Consider the following 17,269-nt stretch of genomic DNA (forward strand, 5'->3'; position numbering starts at 1 on the left):
CCTTACACCTTCTCGACGTTAACCAGAAACGCCTTAAACTCCGGCGTTTGTGTGTTGGCGTCACCGACAAACGGCGTCAGGGTATTAGCGATAAAGCCTTTTTTCGCCACGCCCTGATAACCCCAGTGAATCGGGATACCGATGGTATCCACGGTTTTGCCATCTACCTGCAACGGACGCAGACGTTTGGTGACCACCGCTTTGGCCTTGATATAGCCGCGATTCGAGCTGACTTTCACCGTGTCGCCCTGGGCGATGCCGAGCTTGTTCGCCAGTACTTCACCAATCTCAACAAACTGTTCCGGTTGCGCGATGGCGTTGAGTCGCGCGTGTTTGGTCCAGAAGTGGAAATGCTCGGTGAGGCGATAGGTGGTGCCGACGTACGGGAACTGTCCGGCGTTGCCCATCGCCGCCAGGTCGTCTTTGAACACGCGTGCCGCCGGATTCGACACCACATTGGGGTGCAGCGGGTTGGTGCCAATCGGCGTCTCAAACGGTTCATAGTGTTCCGGGAACGGGCCTTCCGCCATTTTGTCGAGCGCGAACAGGCGGCCCATGCCATCGGGCTGCATGATAAACGGCCCGACGTTGCTGCCCGGGGCGGCGGTGCTGTAGTCCGGGATATCCATCCCGGCCCACTTGCTGCCATCCCATTTCAGCAACTGACGTTTGGCATCCCACGGGTTGCCTTGTGGGTCGGCGGAGGCACGGTTGTAGAGGATGCGACGGTTGAGCGGCCACGCCCAGCTCCAGTTCAGCGTGTTGCCAAGACCGGATGGGTCGGCGTTATCGCGTCGCGCCATCTGGTTGCCTTCCGGCGTCCAGCTCCCGGCAAAGATCCAGCAGCCGCTACTGGTGCTGCCGTCATCTTTAAGATGCGCAAAGGTACTGAGCTGCTGGCCTTTTTTCACCAGCAGGGTGCCTTTGTCATCCATGATATCCGCCAGCGCCTTGCCGTTGCTCTCCATTGCCACCTCTTCCGACGCCGGGTTTTCTGGCGTCAGGTAGTTCCAGGTCATGTTCAGCACCGGTTCCGGCGCGGCACCGCCTTCGCGCGCATACATCTCGCGCAGCCGCAGGTAGATGCCCGCGAGGATTTCACCGTCGTTGCGCGCTTCACCCGGTCCATCCTGACCTTTCCAGTGCCACTGCAACCAGCGACCGGAATTGACGATTGAGCCATTCTCCTCGGCAAAACAGGTGGAGGGCAGGCGGAATACCTCGGTCTGAATCTGTGTCGGATCAACATCGTTAAACTCGCCGTGATGCTGCCAGAAGGTCGAGGTTTCGGTGTTGAGCGGGTCGATAGTGACGAGGAATTTCAGCTTCGACAGCGAATCAATCACTTTGCGTTTGTTGGGGAACGACGCCACCGGGTTGAAGCCCTGGCACAGGTAGCCGTTCACTTTGCCCTGCGACATCATCTCGAAGTACTGCAACACGTCGTAGCCTTTGTCCCACTTCGGCAGCCAGTCAAAGCCCCAGCTATTCTCCGCCTGCGCTTTGTCGCCAAAGAAGGCTTTCATTTGGCTCACGAAGAATTTCGGGTAGTTGCCCCAGTAGTTGACCTGGCCGGGCAGCGCCGGTTTTGGCGTGTTGGCGTTGAGATAGGTTTGCAGATCGGTCTGCTTCTCCGACGGCAGCGTCATATAGCCCGGCAGGCTTTGTGACAGCAGGCCAAGATCGGTCAGCCCCTGAATATTGGAGTGGCCGCGCAGCGCATTAACGCCGCCACCTGCCATCCCCATGTTGCCAAGCAGTAGCTGAATCATCGCCATGGTGCGGATGTTCTGTGCCCCGATGGAATGCTGGGTCCAGCCAAGGGCATACAGGAACGAGGTGGTGCGATCGCGCGCGCTGGTTTCGCCGATCAGTTCGCAGACGTGCAGGAAATCCGCTTTTGGCGTGCCGCAAATGCGTTCGACCATCTCCGGCGTATAGCGGCTGACATGCTGTTTCAGCAGGTTCCACACGCAGCGCGGATGGCTCAGGCTGTCGTCGCGTTTGGCGAAGCCGTCCTCACCCAACTCGTAGTTCCAGCTGGTTTTGTCGTATTTACGGTTGTCAGCGTCATAGCCGCTGAACAGGCCATCCTCGAAGTGAAAATCTTCGCGCACAATCAGGCTGGCGTTGGTGTACGCCTGCACATATTCATGCTGAATTTTGTCGTTTTCCATCAGCCAGCGCAGCACGCCCGACAGAAAAGCGATGTCGGAGCCGGAGCGAATTGGCGTATAGAAATCCGCCACCGATGCGGTGCGCGTAAAGCGCGGATCGATGACAATCAGTTTGGCTTTGTTGAAGATTTTGGCTTCCATCGCCCAGCGGAAACCGACCGGATGCGCTTCAGCCGCATTACCGCCCATTACCACAATCAGGTTGGCATTACGGATGTCGACCCAGTGATTGGTCATCGCACCGCGACCAAATGTTGGAGCAAGACTTGCTACCGTTGGTCCGTGTCAGACGCGTGCCTGGTTGTCGACCGCCAGCATACCGAGCGATCGGGTCATTTTCTGGGTGAGATAGCCGGTTTCATTGCTGGAAGCCGAGGCACACAGCATGCCCGTGGTCAGCCAGCGGTTGACGGTGACACCGGCGGCGTTTTGCGCCACAAAGTGGGCATCACGGTCGGCTTTCATCAACTTCGCGATACGGTCAAAAGCGTCGTCCCAGCTGATACGCTGCCATTTATCCGAACCTGGCGCGCGATATTCCGGGTAGTGCAGGCGACTGTCGCTGTGAACAAAATCCAGCAGACCTGCGCCTTTCGGGCACAACGCCCCGCGGCTGACCGGATGATCCGGATCGCCCTCAATGTGGAAGATAGTTTCTTTAGCATTTTTTGCGCCATCGCCGAGGCTGTACATCAACAGGCCACAGCCGACGGAGCAGTAGGTGCAGGTATTACGGGTTTCGCGGGCGCGCAACAGCTTGTACTGTCGCGTTTCCGCCAGCGCCACCTCGGGGGTAAAACCGAGAAGGGCTGCCGTGGTCCCCGCCATACCGCCCGCGCAGATTTTGAAGAATTTTCTTCTGCTGACGTTCATGGGAGATAATCCTTGGTTCGACATTACTCACGTTTATTATTTTTGCGGTGCACTGGCTAAGGGTTCAAAATGACCCAACTAAAAAAGCGAGTATAGCGGCTAAATATTACCACTGCTTTTGTAAGGTTGTTGTGCGAGGCGAACAAAGTGACACAGAAAGATCAGGCTAATGTGAGTGAGATCTCAGGCGCGCGTCAGGCGCAGGTGTGGCAGCGGCGTGATATCACTCACGCGGAGCCGGACTGGCTGGCGCAGGAAGTTCCGGTGGCGTTGGTCTACAACGGCATTTCCCATGTGGTGATGATGGCGACGCCCAATGACCTGGAGGCGTTTGCCCTTGGCTTTTCGCTCTCTGAAGGCATCATCGACACGCCACAGGATATTTTTGGTCTTGATGTGGTGCCCGGCTGCAACGGCATTGAAGTGCAAATCGAACTCTCCAGCCGTCGCTTTATGGCGCTGAAGGAACAACGCCGGGCGATGGCAGGCCGTACCGGCTGTGGCGTATGTGGTGTGGAGCAGCTGGATCAGATAGGCAAACCGATTACACCGCTGCCTTTTACCCAAACCTTTGCCCTTGAGCATCTCGATGCCGGATTAGCGCGTCTGCGCGACTTCCAGCCGGTGGGTGAATTGACCGGCTGCACTCACGCTGCGGCCTGGATGTCGCCGCAAGGTGAGCTGCGCGGCGGCTGTGAAGATGTGGGGCGTCATGTGGCGCTGGATAAGCTGCTGGGTTATCGCAGCAAGGCCGACTGGCAGCAGGGCGCGGTGCTGGTTTCCAGTCGCGCCAGTTATGAGATGGTGCAGAAGTCGGCGATGTGCGGCGTTGAAATTCTGTTCGCGGTGTCGGCGGCAACGCAGTTGGCGGTGGAGGTGGCGCAACGCAGCAACCTGACGCTGGTCGGTTTCAGTAAACCGGGCCGCGCCACCATCTATACCCACCCCCAGCGGTTGCGCTAAACCACCTGAACCTGTGCCAGCGCCTGTTGCAGCGCGCTGAGCGCACCGGGTTTCGCCTGACCCGCATCGCAAATCAGCAGATCAATCCCGGCAATCGGGGCGTATTGGCTACGGCTCACCACGCCCAGTTTGCTGTGATCCGCCAGCAGGATGGTGCGGCTGGCCTGCTGCACCATGGCGCGCGCAATCGCGGCTTCATGCGGGTGAAAGCTGGTGGCTCCGTGTTTGGCCTCAATGCCCACCGGTGACAACAGCGCCACATCGGCCCGATAGCGATAAATCTCGCCCACCGTTATTTCCCCGCGCGTCTGTTGTGCCCCGGCAGACATCATGCCGCCCAGCAAAATCACCTGATTATTCAGCGGCTCATGTTCTTCCGATGCGCTGAGTGCCAGCGCGGCTTGCAGGCTGTTGGTGATGATAGTCAGCCCGGACATGGTGCGCAGCTCTTCGGCCAGCAGGGTGGTGGTGGTGCCAGAATCGAGGAATAACGTCTGGCCGGGTTGCAGATGTTGTGCCGCAGCCACGGCAATGGCGCGTTTCTCCTTCGCCTGTGCGCTGCGACGTACGCGTAGCGGCGCTTCCGGCTGGCTGTCGACCGCGACTAAACCACCGTGGACACGCCGTGCCACACCCTGCGCTTCCAGCTCGATAATATCTCGCCGCGCCGTTTCCCGCGAAATGCCCAGCTCTTTGATGACGCGTTCGGTACTGACCTGATGATGTGTCGTCAGCAGCGCGCGAATGCGATGTAAACGGGTTTCCTGCAACATGACATTTCCCTGTAGCGAGTTCAGCGTGGGCCTAAGATTACCTGAGCTTCATCATTCCGTCATGTGTATTTGGTTGTATTTGTGTATTTGGTTGCATTTGTCGTAAAAACCGGCATGATATCAGCAGACGGTTATTACGCATGCACCCCTTTCACCTCGCAACGGGAGTTATCATGGCTACACGTTCCACCATCATGGATACCAACAGTTTTCGTGCTGAGCACGCCGACGGTCTGGACGCCGATACGCGCAAACTGACCGATAAACGCAGCAAAGTGCTGGGCGAGTCGTATCGCCTGTTCTACCGTAAGCCGGTGCATCTGGTGCGCGGTGAAGGGCAGTATCTGTGGGATGCCGCAGGTAACAAATATCTGGACGTGTATAACAACGTGGCGAGTATCGGTCATTGTCATCCGGCGGTGATTGAAGCGGTGAATCAGCAGATGAAGATGCTGAACACCCATACCCGTTATCTGCACGAACGTATTCTGGATTACAGCGAAGAACTGCTGGCGACCACACCGGATGCCATCGACCGTGCGATGTATATGTGTACCGGTTCTGAGGCCAATGACCTGGCGATTCGCGTGGCGCGCGCCTTCAGCGGCGGTACCGGTATTATCGTGTCGCAGGAGGCTTACCACGGCACCAGCGACCTGACGTCTGGCGCTTCTCCGGCATTGGGCACCGGCCAGCCGCTGGCACCGACGACGCGTCTGGTGCCGCCACCGGATCATTACCGCGTTAATGCGCCGGATCTGGGCGAGTGGTTTGCCAATGAAATCCAGAAGCAGATCGATGACATGAAGGCGCACGGTATCAAGTTCGCCGGTTTCCTCGCCGACTCGATTTTCTCCTCTGATGGCGTACTGCCGAACCCGCCGGGCTTCCTGCAAAAAGCGGTGGATGTGGTGCATGCCAACGGCGGTATCTTTATTGCTGACGAAGTGCAGCCGGGCTTCGCTCGTACCGGGGATGCTTTCTGGGGCTTCGCCCGTCATGGGGTGGTACCGGATGTGGTCACCACCGGCAAGCCGATGGGTAACGGAATTCCGGTCTCTGGCCTCCTGGCGAAAAGCGATGTGCTGGCAGCGTTCAGCGACGAGATCCCTTACTTCAACACCTTCGGTGGCAACCCGGTAGCGATGGCGGCCGCGCAGGCGGTGCTCAAGGTGATCAAAGAAGAGGGCTTGCAGGAACACAGCCGCGTGGTGGGGGCGAAATTGCAGGCCGAGCTGGCGAAACTGATGGCAAGGCACGAGGCGATTGGCGATGTGCGTGGTGCGGGTCTGTTTATTGGTTTTGAACTGGTCTCCGATCGCAGCAGCAAAACGCCGGATAAAGCGCTGGCACTGGATTTAATCGAGAAGTTGCGTGATCACCATGTGCTGACCTCGGTGGCTGGCCCGTACGGTAACGTATTGAAATTGCGTCCGCCGTTGGCGTTCCAGGAAAGTGATATCGACTGGCTGGTCGGTGCGCTGGATAAATCGCTGACCGAGTTGGGCCGGTAAAAAGTTCTCCCTTTGTAGCGGTGCGATTTATCGCGCCGCTACGCCAAATTCCTCAAATCCTTATCATTACTAAGGCATTGATAACCCTTTTCCGGATCATGAATTTAACTATAATGATCCAACTGCTTACGCGGCACGCCAGCGAGGTCGTGCTGCTCAAACACTAATGGAGAGGAAGAACATGAGTTATTCACTGCCATCCCTGCCTTACGATTACGACGCACTGGAACCGCATTTCGACAAGCAGACGATGGAAATCCATCACTCTAAACACCACCAGGCCTACGTGAACAACGCCAATGCGGCGCTGGAATCACTGAAAGGTACAGAATTCGACGGTATTCCGGTTGAAGAGCTGATCGCTAAACTGGACAAACTGCCAGCAGACAAAAAAGGCCCACTGCGTAACAACGCCGGTGGTCACGCGAACCACAGCCTGTTCTGGAAAGGTCTGAAAATCGGCACCACCCTCCAGGGTGAACTGAAAGCTGCAATTGAGAAAGATTTCGGCAGCGTTGAAAAATTCCAGGAAGAGTTTGAGAAAGCCGCTACCACCCGTTTTGGCTCTGGCTGGGCGTGGCTGGTGAAAAAAGGTGACAAACTGGCGGTGGTTTCTACCGCTAACCAGGACAGCCCGCTGATGGGCGAAGCGATCTCTGGCGCTTCTGGCTTCCCGATCATTGGTCTGGATGTGTGGGAACACGCTTACTACCTGAAGTATCAGAACAAACGTCCTGATTACATCAAAGCATTCTGGAACGTTGTGAACTGGGACGAAGCTGCTGCGCGTTTCGCCTCTGCTAAGTAAGTCATCGCCATTCTGAATGACATCAACCGGTGGACAGGTTCCACCGGTTTTTTTAAACCATTTCTAAACAAACCACCTATTCCCGCCAGCTAAACCCTCAGCCACTAACTTATTAACCTGTCGTTGATAATTTGGGGCATATAGTCGCGTCAGTTTTTCTCGACGAAATAATAATTATGTCCATGATAACCACTTCTGCGGCGAATAATGATTCGTCTACATCGCTGTTTTTTCAGTTAGTCACTGGAAAGTTTGTGCCAAATAAATTGTGGCACAGCAAAAGTTTCCGGTTTAAATTTGCTTTAAGATCGCTTGTTTATCCTGTTACGACTCACCGTTACCTGAATCAACTGGCCGCGCTGCCACAGCTGCCGCAAATGTTGACGGTACAAGGCTTGCTGCCTGCCAAACTGCATCGCCCTTATCTGCGGGCTGGTTTTAGCGTGGCGCAGCGCGCCCAAGCAATTCTTGACCATTACCACCTGATGGCTGCGCTGGAAAATACCACCCTGCGTCAGTTGCTGCAAAGTCCGGGTGATAATTTGCTGGCCAGCTTTAAAGGTAAAAATGACGAATCATTCGTGATTCACTGCTGTCCGGGCCGTTTTGACCGTGAAGGCGAGATTACGCTGGAATTACGCTATGAAGAGAAATTAATCGCCTCATTGTCTTTCTCTATTTTTAATGAGAATCAACAAAGAAGCTTATTAATTGGCGGGTTGCAGGGGCCACGAAAACATATTTCTAATGATGTAATTCGTGATGCTACTAAATCTGCCCAGGGTTTATTTCCAAAACGTCTGTTGATGGAAGTGGTATTTATTCTGGCGCAACAATGCGGCGTGCAGGCGATTAGCGCGGTGGGAGATACCACCCACGTATTTCGCAGCCTGCGCTACCGACACAGTAAAGGCGACCACTTCTTTGCCAGCTACAGTGAATTCTGGCAGTCCTTAGGCGGAGAAGCGCGGGCGGATGGCGTATTTACGTTGCCGTTACAGATGGCGCGTAAATCACTGGATGAGATTGCCAGCAAGAAGCGTGCGGAGTATCGCCGTCGCTATGAATTGCTGGATAATCTGGCGCAGCAGGTGTTACAGGCGGCAGGTGTGACAGAGGTACGCGACGTATCGCACGCCGCGTAAGGAATCAGAACGGCTGCTTCGCGTAGCCGGTCATCACCGTCAGACCCATTTCACGTCCCAGCGCGGTCATTGGGTGTACCACCACCAGGCCGCGCACGCTTTTCTTCAGCGCACCCATATTCGCCTGCTCTTTTTTGGTGATCTCACGGCTGAACGGCAGCTTTTGCAGCTGTTGCGCCTCTTTACTCAGCTTCTCGTCACGCACATTGCGCAGACGTTCAATCTCCACCACCAGTGCCTCTTTCTCTTTCAGCAGTACGCCGAGTTTTTCGGCATCACCGGCTTCCAGCAGCTGAGGTTCTTTGCGGTTCAGGGCATCCAGCTGATCGCTCAGGCGTTTGATCTCAGCTTTTTCTTGTTCTTTCATCGGGGAAACTCGTTAAGGAAAACAGGGAAAGGATACACCAAATCAGCACGGCTGTGCACCGCGCTGACTGTGCGCGATAAATCGCGCAAGGTTTTAGCTCAGACGGCGGGCTTTTTAAATGCCTGCTTGTGAGAAATGCGGGAAATCAGTTCAGTGAGCGACAGTACCATCGTCGAACGTACCATCTGCAAATAACGCTGTTGTTGCATGGCGCGCAGTTCGTCGTCGTCACGGGTAAAGTCGGGTTTTGGCGGCCAGGCGGCGACGCAGTGCAACTCGCGAAAAGGGCCGAGAATCTCATCGTCGGTGAACCGGTATTCAAAGGTGTCGTGGTTCAACTCTTCACGCAGTGCCAGCAACAGCTCACAATCTTCATATTCATGGCGATTGATCACGCCAAGACCGTAGATCAGTTTCAGCCGAACCGACATCTCGCCGAGCGGGCCGTTGCCCAGCAGCAACGGCTCCACGGCGTATTTGACGGCGTAATCATCCTTACGGAAAACCTGCAAAACCAGCAGGTTAACCGCTTCGGTCAACAGCTCAACGGCGGCGATCAGGAAGCTTCTCACCGAACGACCGGCGTTCAGGCGCTCAAGCACCCGGTTTTCAAAAGCTTGCTTCTCTTCCATTATTGCCTGCATCGTTCAGCTACCGCCGTCTGGCGTGATGAGTCTAAGTGGCGCGCATTATGCCATAGCGTTGTAAGCGCTCACCACTGAGGTGACTACTTCGCTGTTGGCATCCAGCCCGGAGATCTGTGCCAGCGTGGCCTGTGGGCCTTTTTCCGCCAACAGGGCTTCCAGCTCCTGCGCTTGCGGGTCCTGCGCGCTGCGATAATGCATCGCGGCGGCAATGCCCTGCACCAGGTTGGCGTGCGGCAACTGATATTCCAGCGTGCCCAGCGTCGGTTTGATCAGGCGATCGCCCGCGCTCAGCTTACGCAGTGGCTGACGACCCACGCGCTCCACGTCATCTTTCAGATACGGGTTCTCAAAACGGCTGAGGATTTTCTGAATATAGGCGGCGTGTTTATCTGCCTCGAAACCGTAACGTTTGATCAGCACTGCGCCGCTCTCTTCCATCGCACCCTGCACCACGGTACGGATTTTCTGGTCAAGAATGGCATCGCGAATGGTGGCGTGACCGGCCAGTTGGCCGAGATAGGCGGTGATGGCGTGGCCGGTGTTGAGGGTAAACAGCTTACGCTCGACAAACGCCATCAGGTTATCGGTCAGTTCCATACCTGGGATGTTCGGCAACTCGCCTTTGAACTGGGTTTTATCGACAATCCACTCGCTAAAGGTTTCAACGGTGACTTCCAGCGGGTCGTTGCTGCCTGCTTCTGACGGCGGCACGATACGGTCCACGGCGGAATCAACAAAGCCGACGTGCGCTTCAACCCAGGCGTGATATTGCTCTGGCAGCGCTTTCAGGACGTGTTGTTTGAGCTGGCTGGTGCCACGCACCATGTTTTCACAGGCAATAATGTTCAGTGGACGGACATTACCGTTATCGCAGCGGTTGGCCAGACCTTTGGCAACGCCACCGGCGATGCGCTCCAGAATCTGCGGGCCAACCGCCGTGGTAACGATATCAACCTCAGCAATCAGCGTGACGATAGCATCGCTGGTGCTGTTCACCGCGCTGACGCCTTTGACAATCTCAACTTTCGCCTGCTCGCCAACCACATGAACCGGATACTCATGACGGGCGTTAAGGGCATCAAGAACCACCTGATTCACATCCGCAAATACCAGTTCGATACCGGCATCAGCCAGCAGCTTACCGATAAAACCACGGCCGATGTTACCTGCTCCAAAATGTAACGCTTTCATAATTTGACCCATATCAAATGACGATGGGGCGGGCATGTCCGCCCCGGAAAGTGGGGACGGGCATACCCGCCCCAGGGATTTAACGATTTGTTCAGGCGGTGGTTTTGCTACCAGACAGCAAATCCAGCACGTCTTGCACGTTGGTGGTGTTCGCCAGCTTCTCAATCACGCTTTCGTCGTCCAGCGCGTTAGTCAGGCTGGTGATGACCTGGATGTGTTCGTTATTGCGCGCAGCAATACCGATCACCAGGCGAGCCACTTCGTCAGACTCTTCACCGAACTGCACGCCCGCCGGATACTGGCAGAACACTACGCCGGTTTTCAACACGCGATCTTTAGCTTCCACCGTGCCGTGCGGTACGGCAATCGACTCACCGAGATAAGTCGGGGTCAGCTTTTCACGCTCCAGCATCGCATCCACGTATTCCGGCTGCACGTAGCCGCCTTTTACCAGTTGCTCACCGGCAAAGAGAATCGCCTGCTCTTTGTTGCTGGCGCTCAGGCCAAGGAACACGTTGTTTGCACCCAGTTTGAACAGATGCGCGTTACCGGCATCGAAGCTGTCAGCCAGCGTGGTCTGCACGGTTTCGCGATGGGCTTCGCTACGATTGGCCGCCACCAGACGCTCGGTCAAATTGGTGTACAAGGCACTGTCGAGGAAGTTGTTCAGCGAAATATGCTGGGCCTGCGGTGCCTGACGCATCGCACGCTCGGTCAGATCGCGGTGGGTGATCACCAGGTCCACATCACCCGGCAGGGCGTTAATGGCGCTGTTGGTCACCGAAATGTTGCTCAGACCGGCATCCTGCACTTTCTTACGCAGTACGCCTGCACCCATTGCACTGGAACCCATGCCGGCATCACAAGCCACGATGATTTTACGTACGTGGTTCAGGTCAACGCTCATCGCATCACCGGCAACCGGCGCACCTGCAACGCTCTGGCCTTTAGACTGGGCTTTCATGTCCTGCATACGCTTGGTGGCGGCTTCGATGTCGTCTTCATCTTTTACTTTGCTGGTTTTCAGCAGGATAGAAGAGATGACAAAGGAGACGGCGAACGCAGCGATAATCGCGGTCACGTTAGCAAAGTAAGTGCCTTTTGGCGTCATCGCCAGCACTGCCAGGATGGAACCCGGAGAAGCCGGAGAAACCAGGCCGCCGTGCAGTACGGTCAGGGTGAACACGCCAGTCATACCACCGAGGATTACCGCCAGCAGCAGACGCGGTGCCATCAGTACGTACGGGAAGTAAATTTCGTGGATACCACCCAGGAAGTGGATGATGGCAGCACCACCGGCTGATTGTTTGGCGCTACCGCGACCAAAAATCATATACGCCACCAGTACGCCCATACCCGGACCTGGGTTGGCTTCGATCAGGAAGAAGATCGATTTGCCCACTTCGCTCGCCTGCTGGATACCCAGCGGAGAGAAGATACCGTGGTTGATGGCGTTGTTGAGGAACAGGATTTTCGCCGGTTCAACAAAGATGGAGGTCAACGGCAGCAGGTTATTCTGCACCATCAGGTTTACGCCTGCGGCGAGAATATGGGACAGACCTTCCACCAACGGACCGATACCGATAAACGCCAGCAGTGCCAGCAGCATACCGATGATACCGGCGGAGAAGTTGTTCACCAGCATCTCGAAGCCGCTTTTGATCTTGCCATCAACGGCACGGTCAAAGTGTTTGATCGCCCAGCCGCCCAGCGGACCGGCAATCATGGAGCCGAGGAACATCGGCATATCCGCACCGACAATCACACCCATAGTGGTGATTGCGCCGACCACGCCACCACGATCGCCACCCACCAGACGACCACCGGTGAAACCGATCAACAGCGGCAGCAGGTAGGTAATCATCGGGCCAACGAGTTTCGCCAGCGTCGCGTTTGGAATCCATCCGGTTGGAATGAACAGTGCAGTGATGATACCCCAGGCGATAAACGCACCGATGTTAGGCATCACCATGTTACTCAGAAAGCGACCAAAGCTCTGAACTTTGACCTTCACTGATGAGGACATAAACCCACCCCTTATTGAGACGCGCTGCAATAAGAGAGCGCGTTTGTTTTTGTTAAGACGTTACGGCGGGGGCCGTGGCATTACTGTATGCAGGCGGACTCTAGCACTAGTTTATGACGCTGCGTAGAGCGTGGCTAAAGTGTGATGTAGATCACGCTAAGTTGGGGTGAGAAGGGTGCTATTAGGTGATATTGATCACAAAAATGCCGTGTAAGAAAAGTACGATGCTGAATATTTAGACAAATCAGGGGGCTAAATGTGACATTTATCACTTTTTTACTTATGGGGTTTGTTTCATAAATGTGATGAGGATCACAAACAATATTTGGTCGAAAATGCGCCAGATCACACTCTGTCGCAGCAGGAAGAATCAGAAAAGCAGAATGTAAGGAAGTGACAAAAGTCTGAAAAGCGGGTAATCCATGATTACCCGCCTGAAGAATTACTGAAAACCGCTTTGAACAGTATTCTGCGCCTGGGTCAGAGCCTGGGCATTGCTGGAGAGGGTGCTCATCAGCGTGTTGTATTGGGTGGCCTGATCCTGGGTCGGGAATTGCACGCCGCCATCATTGAAAGTCACGCGTGTACCCTGCGATTGCAGGTAATCACCGGTCTGTACCGCCGCCTGGCTCAGCGCCTGCAACTGTGGCAGCAACGGGATCAGGGTGCTGGCCGGTTGGGTGACTACTTTGGTATAGACGCTGTCATACACTTTTTTCAGGTCATCTGGCTGTTTCAGCGCAGCATGGCTGCTGTCGGCCTGCATTTTGGCGCTCTGAATTTGCTGTGTCAGCACGCTCAGATTGCCGCTGGCCTGGCGCAGCGTGTCACGACGCGTCAGGTAATCCTGCGGTACGCGAATGGCCGCCAGCTCATCGACCACCGGACGCATGCCCTGTTCAACGGCCTGATTCACCTGCTGCGAGAAACCATAAAGAATGGCGTAATCACTCGCGTAGTTGCCGAACGTTTGCTTCTGGTTTTCGCTCAGGCTGGGCAGATGCTCGCCGCTGCGCATGACCGTGTTCTGGAGAAAATCAGTAAAGGCTTTACGCTGATCGCCCTCTTTGTCGCCACAGGCGGTAAGTTGCAGCACTGCGAGCAGCGTGATGACCAGCATGCCGCTACGCATCCAGATGCGGGAAATTCCTGACGCCATATTCAACTCCTGTAAGTCACCTAATGGCAGATTTCAATTCGATGGGAAAGGTCCTAAAGGATAGAACAATGGCCTGGTGCGCACAACGGCGGGGTGAGGTAAAAACTGCGCGATAAATCGCGCCGCGACGCTTCAGTGCACGTAGCGGCGCAATTTATTGCGCGGGGAATCACTGGCTGGCGTCAATACACCAATGCTTGTCCATCTTTGCGGCTTTCAGTGGCAGCGATATAGAACCCTTGCGGGTCGCGCACAATCGCCTGGGCACCGCCGAAGTTGTAGCCCTGAAGCGGGTCCTCCACCACAATCTGATGACCCATGCTACGTAGCGCCGCAATCGCATTACGATCCATCCCGGCTTCAACCACCACTTCGCGCCCCTGTACCACGCGCCAGCGCGGGGCATCAATTGCCGCCTGTGGGTTCTGTTTATGCAGCATGATGCGTAGCGCCATTTGCAAATGGCCCTGCGCCTGCATCGGACCGCCCATCACGCCAAACGACATCAGCGGCTGGCCGTCACCGTCCAGCGCAAATGCCGGAATGATGGTATGGAACGGACGTTTGCCCCCGGCCACCACATTGGGGTGCTCTGGATCGAGCGAGAAGCCTGCGCCACGGTTTTGCAGGCTGATGCCGGTGCCGGGGACCACAACGCCAGAACCGAAGCCCATAAAGTTAGACTGAATAAAGGACACCATCATGCCGCTGGCATCGGCGGTGGAGAGATACACCGTGCCGCTCTGCTGTGGTGAGCCGTAGGTAAAATCAGAGGCGCGCTCCGGGTCGATCAAGGCGGCACGCTGCTTCAGGTAGTCGTCGCTCAGCAACAACTCCGCCGGGAACTCCAGATGGTCCTCATCGGCGACGTAACGTTCGAGGTCAGCCAGCGCCAGCTTCATCGCCTCAATTGACAGATGCAGCCACGGCACGCTGTCCGGCGTGTAACGACCAATATCACAATGCTCCAGAATGCCGAGGGCGATCAGCGTGGCGATGCCCTGGCCGTTGGGCGGCAGTTCCTGCACCGATCCCCCGGCGAAGGGCTGCGACAGCAGCGTCACCCAATCGGCACGATGTTGGTTGAGGTCTTCCAGCGTCAGCGCCGCGCCATGCTCGGCAGCGAAGGCGGCCATTTGCTGCGCCAGCTCCCCGCGATAGAAGGCTTCACCCTGGGTTTCAGCAATTTTTTGCAGGGTGGCAGCCTGTGCCGGATTGCGGAACACTTCTCCGGCACGCGGCGGGCGGCCGTCCGGCGCAAAGCAGGCGCTGAAGCCGGGTTGACCTTTCAGTTTGTTGTAGCCGCGCTGCCACAGTTGACCAATCAGCGGCGAAACCGGAAAGCCATCGCGCGCGTATTCAATCGCCGGTTGAGCGAGGGTGGTGAGTGGCAGGGTGCCGAAGCGTTCCGCCAGCGCGACCCAGGCCGAGACTGCGCCCGGAACGGTGACGGCTTCCCAGCCAATTTCCGGCATAGTTTTTTGCCCGGCGAAGCGTTCCGGGTTCCATGCCGCCGGGGCGCGACCAGAGGCATTCAGGCCGTGCAGCGCTTTGCCGTCCCAGATAATGGCAAAGGCATCGCTGCCAATGCCGTTACCGGTAGGTTCCAGCACCGTCAGCGCCATAGCGGTGGCAACCGCGGCATCTACGGCGTTACCGCCCAATTGCAACATACGGATACCGGCCTGCGCCGCCAGCGGCTGCGAGGTGGCGACCGCATTGCGTCCCATCATCGGGGCACGGTGTGAGGCGTAGCTAACGTTAAAATCCAGTTCACTCATAACCTTTCCTTAATGTGAGTCATTGCGCGGATCGAGCGCGTCGCGCAGTCCGTCACCCAGCAAGTTGAAGCCCTGCACGGTGAGAAAAATGGCCAGACCGGGGAAGATCGACATCCACGGAGCCTGTTCCAGATAGCCTTTGGCGGTGTTCAGCATCGCGCCCCACGAGGGCGATGGCGGTTGCTGGCCCAGACCGAGAAACGACAGGCTGGCTTCGGTGATAATTGCCGAAGCAATCGCCAGCGTGGCCTGCACCAGAATCGGCGACAGCACATTCGGCAGCACGTAGCGCAGGATGATCCAGCGATCCGGCAGGCCGATGGCGCGTGCGCCATCGATATACTCTTCATGGCGAATGGCGATCACCTGGCCGCGCGTCAGGCGGGCGAAAATCGGCATCGCCGACAGGCCAATCGCGATCATCGCGTTGGACAGGCTCGGACCGAGGAACGCGCCGAGCGCAATCGCCAGAATCAGAAACGGGCAGGCGAGCAGCGCTTCGATAAAGCGCGAGATAATGCCGTCACACCAGCCCTGCCAGTATCCGGCGATCAGTCCAAGCGGGACGCCAATCAGAATGGCGATCAGCACCGAGATGCAGCCCGCCAGCAGCGAAGTACGTGCGCCCCAAATCAGCCGCGACAAAATATCGCGTCCCAGTTCGTCGGTGCCGAACCAGTGCAGCACCGAGGGTGCTTTGCGCACCGCGAGAAAGTTGGCTTTGATCGGATCGGCGGGGGCCAGCCAGGGGGCCAGCAACGCCACCGCGACAAACAGCACCACAATCACCGCGCCGATCAGCGCACTTTTATTACGCAGAAACTTCTTCAGCACCCGGCGATTCGGCTTTGCTACGGCAGGCACAGCGCCAGCGGTTAAGACCTCGCTCATGGTTAGCCTCGCATTTTCGGGTTAATTAACAGATACAGCACATCGGCCAGCAGGTTGAGCAGCAGAAAGCCGATGGCAACCACCAACACCACGCCCTGCACCACGGCGTAATCACGGTTAAACACCGCATCGACAATCATCTTGCCGAAGCCGGGCAGGGTAAAAACCTGCTCGGTCAGCACCGCGCCACCCAACAACTCGCCAAACAGCAGGGTGGTGAGGGTGACGATCGGCATCAACGCGTTGCGAAAGGCGTGCTTCAGCACCACTTTCGGTGCCAGCAGGCCTTTGGCGCGCGCGGTACGGATATAGTCGGCTTTCAGCACCGCAATCATGGAGGCGCGGGTATGGCGCATCAGGGTGGCGGCAAGGCCGGTGCCGAGCACCAGCGCGGGTAGCAGCAGGGTTTTCAGGTTCTGCGCCATGTCTTCGCTCACCGGCACAAAACCGGACGCCGGCAGCCATTGCAGATGCACCGAGAACAACAGGATCAGCAGAATCCCCAGCCAGAAGTGCGGCACCGAAATCCCCGAGAGCGCGACAAAATTGGTGGTGTGATCCACCCAACTGTCTTTACGTACCGCCGCGATAATCCCCATGCTGATGCCGATCAGCAGCGCAATCAGCATCGCCAGTAGCGACAGCTCCAGCGTCACCGGCAGCTTGCTGGCAATCAATGCGGTCACCGGCTCTTTGGTGCGCAGTGACATACCGAGGTCGCCCTTCAGCGCATTGCCGATCCATGCGAAATATTGCGTGGGAATCGGGTCATCGAGATGGTATTCGGCGCGTAGCTGAGCGATGACCGCCGGATCGCGCTCCTCACCGGCCATCGCCAGCACCGGGTCGCCCGGCAGCAGCTTTTGCAGCGCGAACACCATCATGCTCACCAACAGCAGGGTCGGGATGGCCAGCAGCAGCCGTTTAACAATCAGTTCCAGCATCATCGCTCCT

14 protein-coding genes are annotated in these 17,269 nt (G+C 56.7%); 4 read left to right on the top strand and 10 right to left on the bottom strand.

Annotated features, from left to right (window positions below):
* Positions 1-2: 2 nt before the first annotated feature.
* The gene (fdnG, locus tag AC6I8N_RS00580; protein WP_497829825.1) at positions 3-3,050 is read right to left on the bottom strand and encodes a formate dehydrogenase-N subunit alpha; all 3,048 of its coding nucleotides are present in this window, start codon (positions 3,048-3,050) and stop codon (positions 3-5) included.
* A gap of 147 nt (positions 3,051-3,197) precedes the next feature.
* Between fdnG and fdhD the strand changes: the two genes are divergently transcribed.
* A complete protein-coding gene (gene fdhD, locus AC6I8N_RS00585) occupies positions 3,198-4,013 on the top strand; it encodes a formate dehydrogenase accessory sulfurtransferase FdhD (RefSeq protein WP_208724504.1) in 816 nt (271 codons plus the stop codon).
* Here fdhD and AC6I8N_RS00590 read toward each other — a convergent pair.
* Complete coding sequence (locus AC6I8N_RS00590) at positions 4,010-4,786, bottom strand: DeoR/GlpR family DNA-binding transcription regulator (protein WP_021183718.1); 777 nt, start codon at positions 4,784-4,786, stop codon at positions 4,010-4,012. The two genes, fdhD and AC6I8N_RS00590, sit on opposite strands and share 4 nt — an antisense overlap.
* Before the next feature lie 173 nt (positions 4,787-4,959).
* Here AC6I8N_RS00590 and AC6I8N_RS00595 point away from each other — a divergent pair, with 173 nt between their 5' ends.
* From AC6I8N_RS00595 to AC6I8N_RS00605, 3 genes are all read left to right on the top strand, one after another.
* Positions 4,960-6,300 carry an aspartate aminotransferase family protein gene (locus tag AC6I8N_RS00595; protein WP_021183719.1) on the top strand — a complete coding sequence of 447 codons (1,341 nt, stop codon included), beginning with the start codon at positions 4,960-4,962 and terminating at the stop codon, positions 6,298-6,300.
* A gap of 181 nt (positions 6,301-6,481) precedes the next feature.
* Positions 6,482-7,108: a superoxide dismutase [Mn] gene (sodA, locus tag AC6I8N_RS00600; protein WP_021183720.1), complete on the top strand. Its 627-nt coding sequence runs from the start codon at positions 6,482-6,484 to the stop codon at positions 7,106-7,108.
* A gap of 176 nt (positions 7,109-7,284) precedes the next feature.
* On the top strand, positions 7,285-8,253 hold the full coding sequence (locus tag AC6I8N_RS00605; RefSeq protein WP_021183721.1) for a VirK/YbjX family protein: 969 nt from the start codon (positions 7,285-7,287) through the stop codon (positions 8,251-8,253).
* 4 nt (positions 8,254-8,257) lie between these two features.
* On the opposite strand, the gene AC6I8N_RS00610 is transcribed toward AC6I8N_RS00605, so the two are convergent.
* From AC6I8N_RS00610 to AC6I8N_RS00645, 8 genes are all read right to left on the bottom strand, one after another.
* Positions 8,258-8,620 (bottom strand): YibL family ribosome-associated protein, encoded by a 363-nt coding sequence (locus AC6I8N_RS00610; protein WP_021183722.1) that lies wholly within the window; start codon positions 8,618-8,620, stop codon positions 8,258-8,260.
* Between the two features lie 98 nt (positions 8,621-8,718).
* Positions 8,719-9,264, bottom strand: a complete 546-nt coding sequence (gene mtlR / locus AC6I8N_RS00615) for a mannitol operon repressor MtlR (protein ID WP_497829826.1) — start codon at positions 9,262-9,264, stop codon at positions 8,719-8,721.
* A 45-nt stretch (positions 9,265-9,309) separates the two neighbouring features.
* The gene (mtlD, locus tag AC6I8N_RS00620) at positions 9,310-10,458 is read right to left on the bottom strand and encodes a mannitol-1-phosphate 5-dehydrogenase (protein ID WP_497829827.1); all 1,149 of its coding nucleotides are present in this window, start codon (positions 10,456-10,458) and stop codon (positions 9,310-9,312) included.
* A 91-nt stretch (positions 10,459-10,549) separates the two neighbouring features.
* On the bottom strand, positions 10,550-12,484 hold the full coding sequence (locus AC6I8N_RS00625) for a PTS mannitol transporter subunit IICBA (protein ID WP_497829828.1): 1,935 nt from the start codon (positions 12,482-12,484) through the stop codon (positions 10,550-10,552).
* A gap of 442 nt (positions 12,485-12,926) precedes the next feature.
* A complete protein-coding gene (locus tag AC6I8N_RS00630; protein ID WP_497829829.1) occupies positions 12,927-13,643 on the bottom strand; it encodes a DUF3053 domain-containing protein in 717 nt (238 codons plus the stop codon).
* Between the two features lie 182 nt (positions 13,644-13,825).
* Positions 13,826-15,424: a gamma-glutamyltransferase family protein gene (locus AC6I8N_RS00635; protein WP_497829830.1), complete on the bottom strand. Its 1,599-nt coding sequence runs from the start codon at positions 15,422-15,424 to the stop codon at positions 13,826-13,828.
* A gap of 9 nt (positions 15,425-15,433) precedes the next feature.
* Positions 15,434-16,315 carry an ABC transporter permease gene (locus AC6I8N_RS00640; RefSeq protein ID WP_021183728.1) on the bottom strand — a complete coding sequence of 294 codons (882 nt, stop codon included), beginning with the start codon at positions 16,313-16,315 and terminating at the stop codon, positions 15,434-15,436.
* 2 nt (positions 16,316-16,317) lie between these two features.
* Positions 16,318-17,259, bottom strand: a complete 942-nt coding sequence (locus AC6I8N_RS00645) for an ABC transporter permease (RefSeq protein ID WP_208725478.1) — start codon at positions 17,257-17,259, stop codon at positions 16,318-16,320.
* Positions 17,260-17,269 lie beyond the last annotated feature (10 nt).

The organism is Pantoea sp. X-Soil-TKNS-1279, from assembly GCF_059730565.1.

What these genes read in the sequence shown, in the direction of transcription:
- AC6I8N_RS00590 (WP_021183718.1), bottom strand. Translation starts at nt 4,786, where the DNA reads ATGTTGCAGGAAACCCGTTTACATCGCATTCGCGCGCTGCTGACGACA.
- AC6I8N_RS00595 (WP_021183719.1), top strand. Translation starts at nt 4,960, where the DNA reads ATGGCTACACGTTCCACCATCATGGATACCAACAGTTTTCGTGCTGAG.
- sodA (WP_021183720.1), top strand. Translation starts at nt 6,482, where the DNA reads ATGAGTTATTCACTGCCATCCCTGCCTTACGATTACGACGCACTGGAA.
- AC6I8N_RS00605 (WP_021183721.1), top strand. Translation starts at nt 7,285, where the DNA reads ATGTCCATGATAACCACTTCTGCGGCGAATAATGATTCGTCTACATCG.
- AC6I8N_RS00610 (WP_021183722.1), bottom strand. Translation starts at nt 8,620, where the DNA reads ATGAAAGAACAAGAAAAAGCTGAGATCAAACGCCTGAGCGATCAGCTG.
- mtlR (WP_497829826.1), bottom strand. Translation starts at nt 9,264, where the DNA reads ATGCAGGCAATAATGGAAGAGAAGCAAGCTTTTGAAAACCGGGTGCTT.
- mtlD (WP_497829827.1), bottom strand. Translation starts at nt 10,458, where the DNA reads ATGAAAGCGTTACATTTTGGAGCAGGTAACATCGGCCGTGGTTTTATC.
- AC6I8N_RS00625 (WP_497829828.1), bottom strand. Translation starts at nt 12,484, where the DNA reads ATGTCCTCATCAGTGAAGGTCAAAGTTCAGAGCTTTGGTCGCTTTCTG.
- AC6I8N_RS00630 (WP_497829829.1), bottom strand. Translation starts at nt 13,643, where the DNA reads ATGGCGTCAGGAATTTCCCGCATCTGGATGCGTAGCGGCATGCTGGTC.
- AC6I8N_RS00635 (WP_497829830.1), bottom strand. Translation starts at nt 15,424, where the DNA reads ATGAGTGAACTGGATTTTAACGTTAGCTACGCCTCACACCGTGCCCCG.
- AC6I8N_RS00640 (WP_021183728.1), bottom strand. Translation starts at nt 16,315, where the DNA reads ATGAGCGAGGTCTTAACCGCTGGCGCTGTGCCTGCCGTAGCAAAGCCG.
- AC6I8N_RS00645 (WP_208725478.1), bottom strand. Translation starts at nt 17,259, where the DNA reads ATGCTGGAACTGATTGTTAAACGGCTGCTGCTGGCCATCCCGACCCTG.